At 59.3% G+C, this 14,651-nt stretch carries 14 protein-coding genes; 5 read left to right on the forward strand and 9 right to left on the reverse strand.

The window, feature by feature from the left end:
• Positions 1–12: 12 nt before the first annotated feature.
• Genes lpxK through AC2FIC_RS15580 form a run of 4 tightly spaced genes read right to left on the reverse strand, consistent with a single transcriptional unit; the run spans position 13 to position 4,363 of the window.
• On the reverse strand, positions 13–1,011 hold the full coding sequence (lpxK, locus tag AC2FIC_RS15565) for a tetraacyldisaccharide 4'-kinase (protein ID WP_496692533.1): 999 nt from the start codon (positions 1,009–1,011) through the stop codon (positions 13–15).
• A complete protein-coding gene (locus AC2FIC_RS15570) occupies positions 998–2,233 on the reverse strand; it encodes a 3-deoxy-D-manno-octulosonic acid transferase (protein WP_496692532.1) in 1,236 nt (411 codons plus the stop codon). Before AC2FIC_RS15570 ends, lpxK begins: the two co-directional genes overlap by 14 nt.
• A complete protein-coding gene (locus AC2FIC_RS15575; protein WP_496692531.1) occupies positions 2,230–3,030 on the reverse strand; it encodes an inositol monophosphatase family protein in 801 nt (266 codons plus the stop codon). The genes AC2FIC_RS15570 and AC2FIC_RS15575 overlap by 4 nt, the downstream gene beginning before the upstream one ends.
• A complete protein-coding gene (locus tag AC2FIC_RS15580; RefSeq protein ID WP_496692530.1) occupies positions 3,017–4,363 on the reverse strand; it encodes a TldD/PmbA family protein in 1,347 nt (448 codons plus the stop codon). Before AC2FIC_RS15580 ends, AC2FIC_RS15575 begins: the two co-directional genes overlap by 14 nt.
• Positions 4,364–4,527: 164 nt before the next feature.
• On the opposite strand from AC2FIC_RS15580, the gene AC2FIC_RS15585 reads away from it, so the two are divergent.
• Entirely contained in the window at positions 4,528–5,262 is a 735-nt protein-coding gene (locus AC2FIC_RS15585; protein ID WP_496702720.1) for an FkbM family methyltransferase, read from the forward strand.
• Positions 5,263–5,297: 35 nt separating this feature from the next.
• On the opposite strand, the gene AC2FIC_RS15590 is transcribed toward AC2FIC_RS15585, so the two are convergent.
• On the reverse strand, positions 5,298–6,827 hold the full coding sequence (locus AC2FIC_RS15590) for a DUF2125 domain-containing protein (RefSeq protein WP_496692528.1): 1,530 nt from the start codon (positions 6,825–6,827) through the stop codon (positions 5,298–5,300).
• Between the two features lie 139 nt (positions 6,828–6,966).
• Between AC2FIC_RS15590 and AC2FIC_RS15595 the strand changes: the two genes are divergently transcribed.
• From AC2FIC_RS15595 to AC2FIC_RS15605, 3 genes are read left to right on the forward strand one after another with little or no spacing between them, the layout of a single operon-like run.
• Positions 6,967–7,710 (forward strand): SDR family oxidoreductase, encoded by a 744-nt coding sequence (locus AC2FIC_RS15595; RefSeq protein WP_496692527.1) that lies wholly within the window; start codon positions 6,967–6,969, stop codon positions 7,708–7,710.
• Positions 7,707–8,315 carry an enoyl-CoA hydratase/isomerase family protein gene (locus AC2FIC_RS15600; protein WP_496692526.1) on the forward strand — a complete coding sequence of 203 codons (609 nt, stop codon included), beginning with the start codon at positions 7,707–7,709 and terminating at the stop codon, positions 8,313–8,315. The genes AC2FIC_RS15595 and AC2FIC_RS15600 overlap by 4 nt, the downstream gene beginning before the upstream one ends.
• The gene (locus AC2FIC_RS15605; RefSeq protein WP_496692525.1) at positions 8,312–9,049 is read left to right on the forward strand and encodes a VOC family protein; all 738 of its coding nucleotides are present in this window, start codon (positions 8,312–8,314) and stop codon (positions 9,047–9,049) included. The genes AC2FIC_RS15600 and AC2FIC_RS15605 overlap by 4 nt, the downstream gene beginning before the upstream one ends.
• Here AC2FIC_RS15605 and AC2FIC_RS15610 read toward each other — a convergent pair whose 3' ends face one another.
• Positions 9,050–9,346: an HNH endonuclease gene (locus AC2FIC_RS15610; protein WP_496692524.1), complete on the reverse strand. Its 297-nt coding sequence runs from the start codon at positions 9,344–9,346 to the stop codon at positions 9,050–9,052.
• 47 nt (positions 9,347–9,393) lie between these two features.
• Between AC2FIC_RS15610 and AC2FIC_RS15615 the strand changes: the two genes are divergently transcribed.
• A complete protein-coding gene (locus AC2FIC_RS15615; RefSeq protein ID WP_496692523.1) occupies positions 9,394–10,566 on the forward strand; it encodes a TIGR03862 family flavoprotein in 1,173 nt (390 codons plus the stop codon).
• On the opposite strand, the gene holA is transcribed toward AC2FIC_RS15615, so the two are convergent.
• From holA to leuS, 3 genes are read right to left on the reverse strand one after another with little or no spacing between them, the layout of a single operon-like run.
• Positions 10,563–11,591, reverse strand: a complete 1,029-nt coding sequence (gene holA, locus AC2FIC_RS15620; RefSeq protein WP_142637107.1) for a DNA polymerase III subunit delta — start codon at positions 11,589–11,591, stop codon at positions 10,563–10,565. The genes AC2FIC_RS15615 and holA overlap by 4 nt on opposite strands.
• Positions 11,588–12,091, reverse strand: coding sequence for an LPS assembly lipoprotein LptE (lptE, locus tag AC2FIC_RS15625; protein WP_142637105.1), 504 nt, complete (start codon positions 12,089–12,091; stop codon positions 11,588–11,590). The genes holA and lptE overlap by 4 nt, the downstream gene beginning before the upstream one ends.
• Positions 12,078–14,615, reverse strand: coding sequence for a leucine--tRNA ligase (leuS, locus tag AC2FIC_RS15630; RefSeq protein WP_496692522.1), 2,538 nt, complete (start codon positions 14,613–14,615; stop codon positions 12,078–12,080). Before leuS ends, lptE begins: the two co-directional genes overlap by 14 nt.
• Between the last annotated feature and the right edge of the window lie 36 nt (positions 14,616–14,651).

A 14,651-nucleotide genomic window follows, 5' to 3' on the forward strand; every position in this document is an offset into this window, starting at 1 on the left:
GGCCGGTCGCCTTCAGGGCGAAGGCGCGACCTGCAGTAGCAACTGTTTGACCCGGTCGCCCTCGTCCATATTCAGCCGGACTGGTAGGGTGATGACTTTGCTGCGAAAGGCGGCTGGCAGGCGGACCGCATCTTTTTCCGTCGTGACCATCTGAGCGCCCAGCAGGCGTGCTTCATTCTCTAGCCGTGTCATCAGGGCCGGTGTCAGGGGCTGGTGATCGTCCAGCGCCTCGGCCCGCAGCAGGGTGGTGCCCTGTTGGCGCAATGTGGCAAAGAACTTTTCCGGATGACCAATTCCTGCAAAGGCGAGAACCGGCGTGCCCGTCCAATCCATTCCGGTCTGCAGCGGTTCGACCGCACCGGTCGCATGTGGAACCGTCAGATTTCCCCCCCAGCGGGCGGCGAACTGTGTCTGCGCGTCTGAGCCGCCCAGCGACAACACCAGATCGGCCCGTTGCAATCCGACATCAACAGGCTCGCGTAATGGACCCGCAGGCAGGCACAATCCGTTGCCGAAACCACGTACGGCATCCACTACGATGACCGAGAAATCCTTGGCGACCGAGGGGTTCTGAAACCCGTCATCCAACAGGATTACCGTTGCCCCGGCCTGGGCAGCGGCTTTTGCGCCCGCGGCGCGGTCCTTGGCCACCCAGACATCCGCAAATGCGGCCAGCAGCAGCGGTTCATCCCCGACTTCTGCCGCCGTATGTTTGCCAGGATCGACGCGCACAGGTCCTGTCAGTGCGCCGCCGTGGCCTCGGGTGACAACATGGGTCTGATGCCACGCGTCCCGCAGCTGTTCGATCATCCAGATCACGGTTGGTGTTTTGCCGGTCCCGCCTGCATTCAGGTTTCCAATGCAGATAACGGGGACGCCTGGGTTGAAACCTGTTTCCGAGGCCAACCTGCGGGCTGTCGCCGCCGCATAAACCCGTCCCAACGGGGACAGCAGCCGGGCCCTGAGGTCCAACTGATCCGGAGCGGTGTTCCAAAAGTCAGGTGCCCGCATCGTCGGTGCTCCGTTCGTCCAGATAGTCCTGTACCAGTTCGATCAGCTGATCTGATTGCGGCGCGCCGTCGGTCACGATCTGCCAGCCTGCCAAAGCCATATCCGCCGCGCGGTCAGGCGCAAGTAGCTCTACCACGGCATCCCCAAGTTCGGTTGCGGTTCGGACCGTTAAAGCGGCGCCTGCCTGGTCCAGCTGATCGTAGGCTGTCTGATGCTGGTCAACATGTGGGCCATGTATGACAGCCGATCCCAGGGCGGTCGCACCAAACGGATCCTGTCCCCCGTCGCCCCGTTCGAGCGAGTTGCCGATAAAGGACACTGCCGAAACACGGTACCACAAGCCCAAAACCTCTGGATCCGAGGACAAGACGACCTGTGTGGTATCTTCAATCATGCCGCCATCGTCCCAGTTGATGCAGCGCAAGTCCATGGCTTCGAGCCGCCGGTGCAGTGGGGCGGCTTCCTGTATGTCGGCGACATGCAGGATTAAGGTCAACCGGGGCAGCATCCGCATGGCCTGACGGTGGGCGCTGAGGACCGAGATGAACTCTTTATCCTTCACCCAGGCCGCGAGCCAGATGGGTCTGCTTGAAAAGGCGTGATTGGTTTCGATCAGTTCGTCTTCGGGCCACGGAGAAGGGTTCGGACTTATCAGCAGAGGAGGCGCCTCGCTGACCTTGGTGAAGGCGATTCCCAGTTTGCGGATCTGCCGGGCCGTTTCGTTGCTGGTAGCCAGAATTCGTTGAAAGCAATCGAGAGTGTACCGGCTGATATCGGGCAGCCACCGGGTCCCACGCGCGGTGTTCAGGTCGATTTCAGCTTCGATCAGGATCAACGGCACTTCGCGCTCGTGGGCACGGGTAATCACATTGGGCATCAGCCCGCCGCCAACCCAAATGCCAATATTCGGACGCCAATGGTCCAGAAACACCCGCGCGGCGCCGGTTTGTTCCGAAGGTAGGTTCACAAGTATGTATTTCGAGCAGTCCCACTGACTCAGGTCCGCTTCGGGTGGGGCCGACAGGACAACCGACAGGCCCGGGCGCGACTGCAGCAGTCTGTGGCAGAAATCCATCATCGCGCGAAGGCGACCCGGATTGGCGATGTGAATCCAGATTAGATCTCCTGATGGTCGGGGCACATAGGGTTGGTCCCCGTTGCCGGGTACGCCCCACGAAAGCACGCGATAGGCCGCCAGACTAAGGGATCGCGGTTTGCTCATGGCGCAATGCCCGCACTGTCTGGGTCAATCTGATCAGCCAGTTGCCGGTGCAATGGCGGGTTTGCCGCGATGACACCATTCAGGCGCGGATGTGGGTTGTTAAAGCGCAGTGGGGCGCCAAGCCGGTCCGTACATATGCCACCTGCCTCTTGGACGATCAAATCCCCTGCCGCGATGTCCCATTCCCAGCTGGGGCGCAGTGTCAACATTCCGTCAAAGCGACCCTGCCCGACCAATGCCAATCGATAGGCAAGCGACGGGCGATAGTTTCGACGGAATTGAGGAACCCGGCCCTGACACCAGTGCCGGCTGTCCAGATTGGGTTTTGCGGCCAGAATCTCGGCCGTCGTGATGTCTTGGGTGTCCGATACGACAATCGGCGCGCCGTTTAGTGTGGCCCCTTGGCCCTTGGCCGCTGCATACAACAGGTCACGCAAGGGCAGGTAAATGACCGCCGCCGTCACCTGACCATGTTCCGCCACAGCCAGGGAATGCGCCCAGGTTGAGGAACCTTCGGTGAAGCTACGGGTGCCGTCGATCGGGTCAATGATAAAAACCCGGTCCCGGGACAGGCGATGCAGGGTGTCCTCGGTCTCTTCGCTGAGCCAGCCGTAACCCGGTCGCGCAGAGGGCAATCGCTGTTCGAGCATCGCGTTCACGGCCAGATCAGCCTCGGTTACCGGGCCTGCACCATCGGGCTTATCCCAGCGTTGTGCTTTTGCCCCGGAATACCGGGTTGCGATCTTTCCAGCCTCGCGCGCGGCGTCAATCAGCAGGGGCAGGTCAGTTGCCGGCAAGTGTCATTCCCTCGATCAGCAACGATGGGACCACACGCGACAAATAGGGGCGGGCGTCATTCGCCGGAATAATCCGCAGAAGCATATCGCGCAGATTTCCGGCGATGGTGCATTCGTTGACCGGATGGGTGATCTCTCCGTTTTCGACCCAAAAGCCCGAAGCCCCACGAGAGTAATCCCCTGTATTGGGGTTGATGGTCGATCCGATCATTGACGTTACCAGCAGTCCAGTGCCCATATCGCGCAGCAGCTCTGCATGGCTGCGCTCGCCCTGTGTCAGGCTGAGGTTCCAGTTGCTTGGTGACGGAGGCCCAGACACGCCCCGCGTAGCATTTCCTGTCGAGGCCATCTTGAGCTTGCGTGCGCTGGACAGGTCCAATGTCCAGCCCGTCAATACACCGTTTTCGATGATCGCCCGGCGTTGTGTGGGCAGGCCTTCGGCATCAAAGGGGCGCGACCCGGACATGCGCGGGCGATGTGGGTCTTCGATCAGCGAAAGATATTCCGGCAGAACCTGCTGTCCAAGACAATCCGACAACCAGGACGAGCCGCGCGCGATGGATGTGCCGTTGCTGGCGCCCAGAAGATGCCCGATCAGCGACGAGGAAATCCGTTCATCGAACAGAACCGGATAGACGCCTGTTGCAGGCTGGCGCGCGCCGACCTGTGCCACTGCACGTTCGCCTGCGGTCCGGCCAATCTCGTCCGGGCTGCGCAAATCGCTTTGGAAGGTGCGGCTGTCGCCGTCGTAATCCCGCTCCATCCCGGTGCCCTGGCCCGAGATTGCCACGCAGGAGGTCGACCGGCTGCTGCGCTCATACCCGCCGGAAAAGCCGTTGGTGGCGGCCAGATGCACGCGGTGGGTGCCATAGGCGGCTGCGGCATCCGACACTTGTGTGACACCGTCGACCGTAAGCGCCGCGGATTCCGCCGCCAGAGCGTCCTGCAAAAGGTCTTCGGCCGTGGGTTCCGGCGCGGGATCGCGCAGTTCCAGCGCCTGAATATCCCAATCCCGGATCAGCTGAGCCTCATCCGCCAGACCGGTAAACGGGTCTTCGGGCGCTTCGCGGGCCATGGCAACGGCGCGTTCGGCCATGGCCGTCAGGGTTTCGGGGCGGCTGTCGGAACTTGAGACGATGGCCTGACGCTTTCCCAGAAACACCCGCAGTCCCAGATCGGTGCCCTCGGACCGCTCGGCGGCCTCAAGCGCGCCAGAGCGTACCTCTACCGAGACCGAAGACCCGTCCAGCACGATGGCATCCGCGGCCTCAGCCCCTGCCTTACGTGCCGCATCCAGCAGGTGTTGGCTGATCTCTTCGGGTGTGCGCATCATGTGGCCTCCGGTCTTGTTTCTTTGGACCTATCGTCCGCCCGTCCGTCCCGCAAGACCTGCGGTCATTTTCGGGGGTTTGCAGAAAGGCCAGAAAGGCGAATTTCGCATGTGGCTGCAATAATTCCGCTGTTTTGTCCTTAGCCGTAGGTTAGTAGTTGATCCAAGTGGATGAGAATGAGACGACTGGGCAGGAAGAACGGGCAGGCCACAACATGCAGAACAATCTATCGCTGCGCGGGGTTACGATCCCCGATGATCCGCAGATCATTACGCCTAAGGTCAAGCGTTCAATCCTGGCCGAGCGTTACGAAAAAGACGAAGTGACCGGTCTGCCGAAATTCATCGACGCGAAGGATCGCGTGGTAGAGCTGGGCGCTGGGATCGGCTTCATCTCATCCTATCTGGTGACGCAGCTTGGTGTACGCCACGCAATGTGCATCGAGGCGAACCCGACGCTGTGTGAATTCATCGGCCGTGTCCACAAGGCAAATGACATTGCGAATGTCGAGGTGGTGAACGCGGTTGCTCTCGGCGATACACGGGTTCCCGGAACCGCCCGATTTTACATACGTGAACCGTTCTGGTCCTCATCTCTGGACCCTGATCCGGACTATGTCAGAGAGGTCAGCGTGCCGGAACGTCCTCTGTCAGAAATTCTGCGGGACTTTGAAGCCAACGTGCTGATCGTCGATATCGAAGGAGGCGAGAAGTTTCTGTTCGACGGGGTCGATCTTGTGAATGTCCAGAAAGTCTATCTTGAGGTCCACACCCGTAAGATCGGATTGCACGGGATCAAGGCTTGTTTCGATCATCTTTCGGCACTTGGGTTTGCCTACGATCAACGTGTCAGCAGCGGTGGGTCGGTGCTGTTCCGGCGTGTTCGCCGGCGCTCGTCGTAAAAGGGAAGGCAGCCGGGCCGCCTTCCCTGTTTCTTTTATTTGATGCGCTGTCCATTGGCCAGAATTTGACCATCTTCCTTGAACTCGATTGTCGAATTCAGCGTGTCGGGCTCTTCCCCTGGCACTGCCATGAGACCCATCATCATTCGCGCGCCCATTGCGTCTTGCTCGGCAATCAGACCCATACCGATCAGAGTGTCGATCAGGGCATTCGCACCAACCAGTTGCAGGTTCGCAACGCCAGCGGGGGTCGGCAGACCGCCCAGTTCCTCAGTGTTGGAATTGTCGAAGGTGAAGTCGCCATCGCCGGACAGTTCCGCACCGACCATAGAGACCAGCAACTCGTTGATCGTCAGAGAGTGCAATTCACCCGGCGCTTCGTCCGCAAACTCAAGCGCCTCTACGGCCTCTGGGTCAAAGAGGTTGGTCAGCACTTTGGCCGTACCGGAAAGGTCCAGCGCAATCGTGGCCGGATCGCGTGGCAGGGCGGCTGCGGGGTCAAAAATGCTCCACAGTACGTCTGACATGGTGAAGTCCGACAGGTTCATGGCCAGGCCAAAGGGCTGAATCTCTTCAGATTCATGGAGCGGGAATTCGAACTTGAAACCAGCACTTTCCATGGCAATTTCGATTGGAAAGGGCAGTTCCGCAGTGGTTACAGCAATCTTGGCGCTGTTTTGTTCGACGTCATATTCAAGTCGGTTGGCGTCGATGCTACCGGAAAGTCGTCCACCTTCGGATTCGCTGGCCAGCGTAAAGTCTTCGCCTTCGCTGCTACCCGCCATCGAGGTCTGGCCCGATCCGTAGGTAAAGAGGCCCGAGAACGCAAAGCCAGCGTCATAGATTGCCTGAGGGTCAGAGAAATCGAAATCCGAAGGGATAATGCTGGTGCCGTCGAAGGCCAGATCGCCAAGCGTGCCGTCGAATTTTCCAGCGTCGTCGCTTTCGGGATCCTGAAATGCCAAGCTGTAGGTCATCTCTGATGCCGTAAAGCTTTGGTCGACATCGCGGTTTTCGCCGATCTTCATTTGCGAGCTGCCGCTCACATCCGCCATTTCAAGGTAGCCACCAACCACTTCGGGCGGCAACGTTTCACCGTCGACTTCGATGTTACCCAGTTTGATTCCAAGGCTGTCTGCAGAGTAATCGTAAGTCACATCATCCGGATCGCCAGAGACGGTCATAACAAGCCCGCTGTGGAGGTATTCGATATCGACTGTAAATGACTCGTCCTGACCATCGACATTGCCGGTGACGGTCATGGGGAAACTTTCCGGGACACCAATATTGACGCTCCCGTCGCCATTGTCGGTGAGGGTCATTTCAGGCATGGCCATGCTGAACGATCCCTCTTCTTCCGGGAGATCCATCGACATCGTCAGGTTTTCGATGGTGATACCATTGCCGGTATCTGTCTGGTCACCTGATACAGTATAGCCCATCTGCGCCAGATAGGACTGCCAGTCATCCCAGACTTCCTGTGGAGTAACGTCGGCAAGCGCCCCCTGCGAAATGACAGTGTAGGCCAGAACTGCGCCGCAGGTGCGGCGGAGAAAAACGGACATCATAGAACCCTTCTTGATCAAATTTGCGCGCATGGTGATGCCGGTGGCGGCGGGCGTCAAGGGGGAAGGGCTGGACCCATTCCCCGTTCGCAGGATAGAGGTTCATTAATTCTCAGGACAATGGAGGTACTGGAACCTTATGCAGGGGAAAACCGTACTGATCACTGGGGCCAGTCGCGGCATCGGGGCCGAGGCAGGGCGCGTATTTGCCGCAGCAGGGGCTAATGTCGTGCTAGTGGCGCGTAATCGGGATCAAATTCAGGAACTGGCGTCGTCGCTTGGTGAAAACGCTATTGCACTGGCCTGCGACGTCAGTGACTTCGCCCAGGTCGAGCTGGCCGTGGAAGAGTGTGTAAACAAGTTTGGCGGACTGGATGTTCTGATCGGCAATGCGGGTGTCATAGACCCGATCTTCCATTTATCCAGCGCTGATGTTGCCTCATGGGGCAAGGTGATCGACATCAACCTCAAGGGTGTATTTCACGGAATGCGTGCCGCGCTGCCGGTTATGCGCGCTGCGGGTGGGGGGACTGTCCTGACGGTCTCTTCCGGTGCGGCGTCGAACCCAGTCGAGGCCTGGAGCCATTATTGCGCATCGAAGGCCGGTGCCAAGATGCTGACGGAATGTCTGCATCTTGAGGAATCCTCAAATGAGATCCGCGCCATGGGCCTGTCGCCCGGCACGGTTGCAACCGATATGCAGCGGGTCATCAAGGCCAGCGGGATCAACGCCGTCAGCCAGTTGGATTGGACCGATCATATCCCCGCCGATTGGCCGGCGCGGGCGCTGTTGTGGATGTGTTCGTCAGACGCGGATGAGTTTCTGGGAACCGAAATTTCGCTGCGGCGCGAGGATATTCGGCAAAGGGTTGGATTGACGTGATTGAACTGAACAAGGCGGACGGGCTGTGGACAGTCACGCTCAACAACCCCGACAAGGCAAATGCGCTGACCGCTGCGATGCTGACCGAGCTGTGCGAGATTGCCGAGGCCGCGACCGACGCAAGTGCGCTGATCCTGACCGGGGCTGGCAAAGTGTTCAGCGCCGGCGCCGATCTGGAAGAGGCGCGCGCCGGCCTGGCGACCTCGGATCTGTGGGAGCGGTTGTCGGCTGCTATCGCCGCGTTACCCTGCCTGACGGTTGCCGCACTGAACGGAACGCTGGCTGGTGGGGCCAATGGCATGGTTCTGGCCTGCGATATCCGCATCGCCGTACCGGAAGCCAAGTTCTTTTATCCGGTGATGAAGCTGGGTTTTCTGCCACAACCCTCTGATCCCGCACGCATGGCGGCCCTGATCGGTCCGGCTCGGACAAAGATGATCTTGATGGCCGGGCAAAAGATCACTGCGGATGAGGCTTATGCCTTTGGGCTGGTCGATCGCGTAGTTGCACCTGAAGACCTGATGCAGACCTCCCTTGATCTGGTGGCTGACAGCGTCGCCGCCAATCCTGAAATTGCGACCGGTATCGCGCGGTTATGTTCATGAGGTTGTCTGCCCTGCGTCTGCGCGTGGCTGACACGGATCGTCTTGCCGAGTTTTACGGGGATGCAATGGGTATGACTGCACGCCGGCAGGGCGCAAGCCTGCGATTGGGATATGTCGGGCAGGATGCCGATCTGCTTTTGATGCCCGGCGGGGGCGGGTACACACATGATCGGGGCCAGAGATATTGGAAGATCGGCATCACCCTGCCGGATGTTGATCTGGCCGCCGCCTATCTGCGCGAAAAAGACATCGAGGTTTCAGAGCCGGACCAGTTTCTGGATATCGGCTATATGTGCCACCTGACTGATCCCGAGGGTTTCGTGATCGAACTGCTGCAACACGATTTCCGTGGCAATCGCCCGGACGGTATCGCCGATCCCAAGACCCCTTTCGCGGATGCGCGTATTGGACAAATCACCCTGCGCACCGGGAACATCGCGGCCGAGGATTCCTTTTGTCGTGCACAGGGGATGCAGCTGTTATCTGTGCAGGATGTGGCACAATATGGGTTCGATCTGCACTTTTATGCCTTCACCGACGAGGTTCCCCCTAATGCTGACCTGTGGTCTGTTGAGAACCGCGAATGGCTTTGGAAACGCCCCTATACCACGCTTGAGTTTCAGCACACCGCCGGGGCCGCGTTTGTTCGGACTCCCGATTTCCGCGGGCTCGAGATGCAGGGCCTGGCCCAGCCCGGCCATGATGCCTTTGGCGACCCGGTCCTGCCGGGTTGATCACCGGCCACGCCGTTTTCCTGGCACTTTCGATCGAAACCCGGCGGGGCGTTTGCGGACCCAGTTTAGGAATCTCTCAAGACGAGGGTGGGTGCGCAAAGCTTCAACCGTGTTGAAATCCCGCGCCAGTTCCGCTTCGGTCAGGGTGGCGTGGATCTCTTTGTGGCAGATCACATGCAGAAAAACCGTGGGACCGCCCTTGCCCCCTTTCAGTTTTGGGATCAGATGGTGCTGGCTGCCGTTCCCATCGGGGATCGGCCGGTCGCAGAGGGGGCAGATCGGGTCGCGGTCGGTCATATCAGCGTAACGTCGCGCCGCAGGGCGCAAAAGGCAAGAGGACAGCAATGGCACAAGCCGTCGTGATCGGAGGCGGGCCAGCGGGCCTGATGGCGGCGGGTGAACTGGCCGCCGCAGGTCATGATGTGCTGGTGGCCGAGGCCAAACCCTCGGTCGCCCGAAAGCTTTTGATGGCGGGCAAGTCCGGCCTGAACCTGACCAAGGATGAATCGCTCGAAACACTTTTGTTGTCTTATGGCCCCGGTGCTGAGTGGCTGCGCCCCATGCTGGCGGAGTTTGATGCCACCGCCGTTCAGGACTGGGCGCGCGATCTGGGGCAAGAGGTGTTTACAGGCTCAACCGGGCGGGTGTTTCCAAAGGCGATGAAGGCCTCACCACTGTTGCGGGCGTGGCTGGGGCGGCTTGATGCGGCGGGGGTGCAAATCAAGACCCGGTGGCGGTGGACTGGCTGGAACGGCGATGCCCTGGAATTCGACACTCCGGAAGGCCTCCAGCAGATCAAGGCAGACGCGACCATTCTGGCGATGGGCGGCGCAAGCTGGGCGCGGTTGGGATCGGATGGCGCCTGGGCCCCGCTGCTGCAAGGGGCGGGTGTCGACCTGTCGCCATTTGCCCCGGCGAACTCGGCCCTGTCAGTGGATTGGAGCGCACATATGCAGCCGCATTACGGGGCTGCGATCAAATCCGTTGGGTGGACTGCCGGGGGTGTGATCAGTCGCGGCGAGGCGACGATTTCATCCAAAGGCCTTGAAGGCGGAGGGCTCTATTCCCTGACGCCCGCTTTGCGAGAAGGAGCGCCGTTGAGTGTTGATCTGGTTCCCGATCTGGATGTAACTACCTTGCAGCAGAAAATTGCAACCAAGAAATCCAAGACGACGCAGTCGCAATGGATGAAGAAATCTCTGCATCTGTCTCCGCAAAAGATCGCTCTGTATCACGAGATGAACAGGGGAAGCGGTCTGAGTGTCGAAACGTTGAAATCTCTGCCCCTCAGCCACGCGGGGTTGCGGCCAATGGATGAGGCAATCTCAACCGTTGGAGGTGTTCGGCAAGGCGCTTTGGACGAAGGGTTGATGCTGAAATCCAGGCCCGGAATGTTTTGTGCCGGCGAGATGCTGGATTGGGAAGCTCCGACTGGTGGGTATCTGCTAACTGCCTGTCTGGCGACAGGGCGATGGGCCGGGAGATCAGCTGCAAACTGGCTGGCGCGGACCGCTTAACGCGACTTTGCCAGCATCGCCAGACGGATCATGGCACGTTCGACCAAAGCCATGGCTGGGGCCGTTTGCCCAGCTGACCGCAATGACAGATCCGTATCAGTCAGAACGGTCAAAGCGGTCTGCAGTTTGGGTGCCCCCCATCCCTGTGCTTGCCGCAGAATACGATCACGCCGCTTTCCATAGACGGGTGGGCGCAACTTGCCGACGCCCTGTGCCGCACCACCGGGATCGGCGGCACAGGCGTAAAGCGTTCGAAAGTGCCGGGTTGCTCCGATACACAGGCTGACCGCATTTGTACCTTGCGATTGCAGCCGTCGTATCAGCGGGCTAATCTCTCCGGCTCTGCCTTCGGCGACCACGTTCAGGACATCGTCCAGAGCGGCCTCGGTCGAGCTGGGTGCACAGGCCTCGATATCTTCGAGAGCCAATTCAGTATCGTCTCCGCGCTTGTAAAGAGACAATTTTTCAATGGTTTGCGTAAAGTCCCCGGGGCTGATGGCCGTGGCAAGTTCGGTGATGGCCGACATTGCATCCGGTGGAATGTTATTGACTCCGGCCTGTGCCAGAACCCGTTCAACCTCGGCCCTAGAGGGCGGATCGTCATAGATCCCAACGGCATAGGCTGCGGGATGCGACTCGAATGCCTTACGGATCTTTGAACTGGGTTTGAGCTGCCCAGCAGTCACGATGATCTGAGCGTCGCCCGTTGCCCAATCCTCGAATGCGGTAATGATGGCAGGGGCGGCGACATCAGTTGCATCTTCGACGAAAACTGCACGTGGGCCGGGGAAGAACCCGACAGCCTTGACCGCGTCCAGCAACAGAGCCGGTTCCCCGCGCAGATCACCACCTGGCATTCGGGTCAGGCGCATTTCCTCTTCGGCGCCTTCTCCCAGCAGGGCTGACAAGACCTGTTGCCGTTTCAAGGCCACACGCATCGCATCGGATCCGTAAATCAACAACCCTGCCTTGCCCGCGTCCGGTCTGGCGAAATACCCCTCAGCCTCGCGCGGGCTGAGCTTCATTGGGTCAGGCCCGGTGCTGCATAAAGGCGGTTCACGATTTGATCGGACAGGATGATCATCAGCCGCTCGGTCGCGTCACGTTCGTCCGCAAGCGTCGAGACGGTTGAGCCTGCAGCGGAATAGCCCACGAAATCATGGACATTTCCTGATACCAGAATCCGCCCGGTTTCAGCGGACCTGAGGGAAAATTCCGCGCGCCCTTCGATTGTATACCGGTTCGTCTCGTTGGTAGTCGTGATCGCTGCAGATTGCGTGGCCGTAGCAACCTTAACATCCAGATCATACAGCTTTTGTGCGCTCGCATCCCGGCCCAGCCGCTGTTCCAAATTCTGGACAAGCAAATAGCTTTCCACGGAATTTGGCTCAGTAACAGCAACTTTACCATGCAATGCTTCACCTGTTCCGCCCGGCGCGTAAACGGGTTGGAACCCGCATGCGGCCGCCAGCAAGCAAGCAGCCAGCGGCATCAACAAAAGGCTTCTGCGATTAAACAACGACATTCACGATCCGACCTGGAACAACGATCACTTTCTTCGGCGCGGCACCGTCCAGTGCCTTTTGCACAGCTTCGGTGCTGAGCGCGATTTTTTCAACCTCTGCCTTGTCCATATCTTTTGGAACGCTGATTTCCGCGCGGCGTTTGCCGTTGATCTGGATCGGCAGGGTTACAGTGTCATCGACCAGCATAGCTTCGTCCGCGACGGGCCAGGCGGCTGTTGCGATCAAACCTTCGCCGCCCTGATGCGCCCAGATATCTTCAGCCAGATGTGGTGTCATCGGCGACATCAACTGTGCCAGCGTCTTTATCGCCTGCTTTTGGGCCGCTGCACCCGCTTTGGATTTTGCCAGCGTATTGGTAAACGCATAGAGCTTTGCAATGGCGGCATTAAAGCCGAAGCTTTCAACACCAAGCGTCACGTCATGGATGGCTTTGTGCATCTCGCGCAGCAGGTCTTGATCCCCGTCGCCTTTTGCCTCGGGGTCCATCGCGCCGATCTTGTCGCAGAGGTTCCAGACACGGTTCAGGTGCTTGAATGCAGCCTCTGCGCCTGATGCTGTCCACTCCACATCCCGCTCGGGCGGTGAATCGGATAACACGAACCAGCGCGCGGTATCCGCGCCGAAGGCCGAGATAATGCTGACCGGGTCGACCACGTTTTTCTTGGATTTCGACATCTTGGCGGAGGGGATGATTTCGACCTCCGTGCCGTCGGCGAGTTTGCCGTCGGTCACATCCTCGGGCAGGTGATAGACCGGACGGCCATTGGCGTCGCGGGTTTGATAAATCTCGTGCGTGACCATGCCTTGGGTAAATAAGGCATCAAAGGGCTCGATGGCCTTTTTCGGCAAATGGCCAGTGATCTGCATCGCCCGCGCAAAGAAGCGGGAATAGAGCAAGTGCAGGATAGCGTGTTCGATGCCGCCGATATACTGATCGACATTCATCCAGTATTCAGCCTCGGCCAGATCGGTCGGCGTTTCCGCGTGCGGAGCCGTAAAGCGGGCGAAATACCACGACGAATCGACGAACGTATCCATCGTGTCGGTTTCTCGCTTGGATGGCGCACCGCAAGACGGGCAGGCGCAGTCGCGCCAGGTCGGGTGGCGGTCCAGAGGATTGCCCGGTTTGTCAAAAGTGACATCGTCGGGCAGGCGGATCGGCAAGTTTTCGTTCTTTTCGGGCACCACGCCGCAGGATTCGCAATGCACCACGGGAATCGGGCACCCCCAATAGCGCTGACGCGACAGACCCCAATCGCGCAGACGGTATTTGGTAACGCCTTCGCCCCAACCCGCTTTTTCGGCGAAATCGACGGTGGTGTTGATTGCGTCATCACCCGTGGCGTCGGTCAGCCCGGCAAAATGGTTTACCCAGCGGACTTTTTCGGTTTTCGGCGGAACGAATGCGGTTTTGTCGACCGGCGTGTCATTATCAAGCGCAAAGAACGTGTCGACGACGGGCAAACCGTACTTACGGCAGAAATCCAGGTCGCGCTGGTCGTGGGCCGGGCAGGCAAAGATGGCGCCGGTGCCGTAATCCATCAGGATGAAATTGGCGATCCAGACCGGCAGCTCCCAATTCGGATCCAGCGGGTGTTTGACCTTGATACCAGTGTCATAGCCCAGCTTTTCGGCGGTCTCTATGGCCTCTTCCGTGGTGCCGCCCTTGCGGCATTCGGCAACGAACTCAGCAACTTCGGGGTTTTCGGCCTCAAGTTGCTTGGCAATCGGATGGTCCGGCGAGATGCCGACGAAAGACGCCCCCATCAGCGTATCGGGGCGCGTTGTATAGACGGTGATTGGCTCACCACTATCGACGCGTTCAAAGCCAAACTGCAATCCACGCGACTTGCCGATCCAGTTTTCCTGCATCAGGCGCACTTTTGCCGGCCAGTTCTCCAGCGTGTCCAGCGCATCCAGCAATTCCTCAGAGTAATCGCTGATCTTGAAGAACCATTGCGTCAGCTCGCGCCGTTCAACCAATGCGCCCGAGCGCCAGCCGCGCCCGCCTTCGACTTGTTCATTGGCCAGTACGGTCATATCGACCGGGTCCCAGTTCACCACTGCGTTCTTGCGGTAAACCAGACCGGCCTGCAGCATATCCAGGAACAGCGCCTGTTGCTGGCCGTAATATTCTGGGTCGCAGGTGGCGAATTCGCGGGACCAGTCGATGGACAGGCCCAGAGGCTTCATCTGGCTGCGCATGTCGGCGATGTTGCCATAGGTCCAGTCTTTCGGGTGACCGCCAATAGCCATCGCAGCGTTTTCTGCAGGCATCCCGAACGCGTCCCATCCCATCGGGTGCAGCACGTTATGGCCGGTCGCAAGCTTGTGGCGCGCGATTACGTCGCCCATCGTATAGTTGCGCACATGTCCCATATGGATGCGGCCAGACGGGTAGGGGAACATTTCAAGCACATAGTATTTCGGCTTGTCCGCCTTGTGGTTGGCGGTAAAGATTCCGGCCTTGTCCCAGGCCTCTTGCCATTTTGCTTCGATTTCGGTGGCCGAATAGCGCGACATTGTGCGGTCCTTCGTAATGAAAACGCCGGGCATGAA

This window comes from Ruegeria sp. CDSC079 (assembly GCF_059610505.1).

What these genes read in the sequence shown, in the direction of transcription:
- lpxK (WP_496692533.1), bottom strand. Translation starts at nt 1,011, where the DNA reads ATGCGGGCACCTGACTTTTGGAACACCGCTCCGGATCAGTTGGACCTC.
- AC2FIC_RS15570 (WP_496692532.1), bottom strand. Translation starts at nt 2,233, where the DNA reads ATGAGCAAACCGCGATCCCTTAGTCTGGCGGCCTATCGCGTGCTTTCG.
- AC2FIC_RS15580 (WP_496692530.1), bottom strand. Translation starts at nt 4,363, where the DNA reads ATGATGCGCACACCCGAAGAGATCAGCCAACACCTGCTGGATGCGGCA.
- AC2FIC_RS15590 (WP_496692528.1), bottom strand. Translation starts at nt 6,827, where the DNA reads ATGTCCGTTTTTCTCCGCCGCACCTGCGGCGCAGTTCTGGCCTACACT.
- AC2FIC_RS15595 (WP_496692527.1), top strand. Translation starts at nt 6,967, where the DNA reads ATGCAGGGGAAAACCGTACTGATCACTGGGGCCAGTCGCGGCATCGGG.
- AC2FIC_RS15605 (WP_496692525.1), top strand. Translation starts at nt 8,312, where the DNA reads ATGAGGTTGTCTGCCCTGCGTCTGCGCGTGGCTGACACGGATCGTCTT.
- AC2FIC_RS15610 (WP_496692524.1), bottom strand. Translation starts at nt 9,346, where the DNA reads ATGACCGACCGCGACCCGATCTGCCCCCTCTGCGACCGGCCGATCCCC.
- AC2FIC_RS15615 (WP_496692523.1), top strand. Translation starts at nt 9,394, where the DNA reads ATGGCACAAGCCGTCGTGATCGGAGGCGGGCCAGCGGGCCTGATGGCG.
- holA (WP_142637107.1), bottom strand. Translation starts at nt 11,591, where the DNA reads ATGAAGCTCAGCCCGCGCGAGGCTGAGGGGTATTTCGCCAGACCGGAC.
- lptE (WP_142637105.1), bottom strand. Translation starts at nt 12,091, where the DNA reads ATGTCGTTGTTTAATCGCAGAAGCCTTTTGTTGATGCCGCTGGCTGCT.
- leuS (WP_496692522.1), bottom strand. Translation starts at nt 14,615, where the DNA reads ATGTCGCGCTATTCGGCCACCGAAATCGAAGCAAAATGGCAAGAGGCC.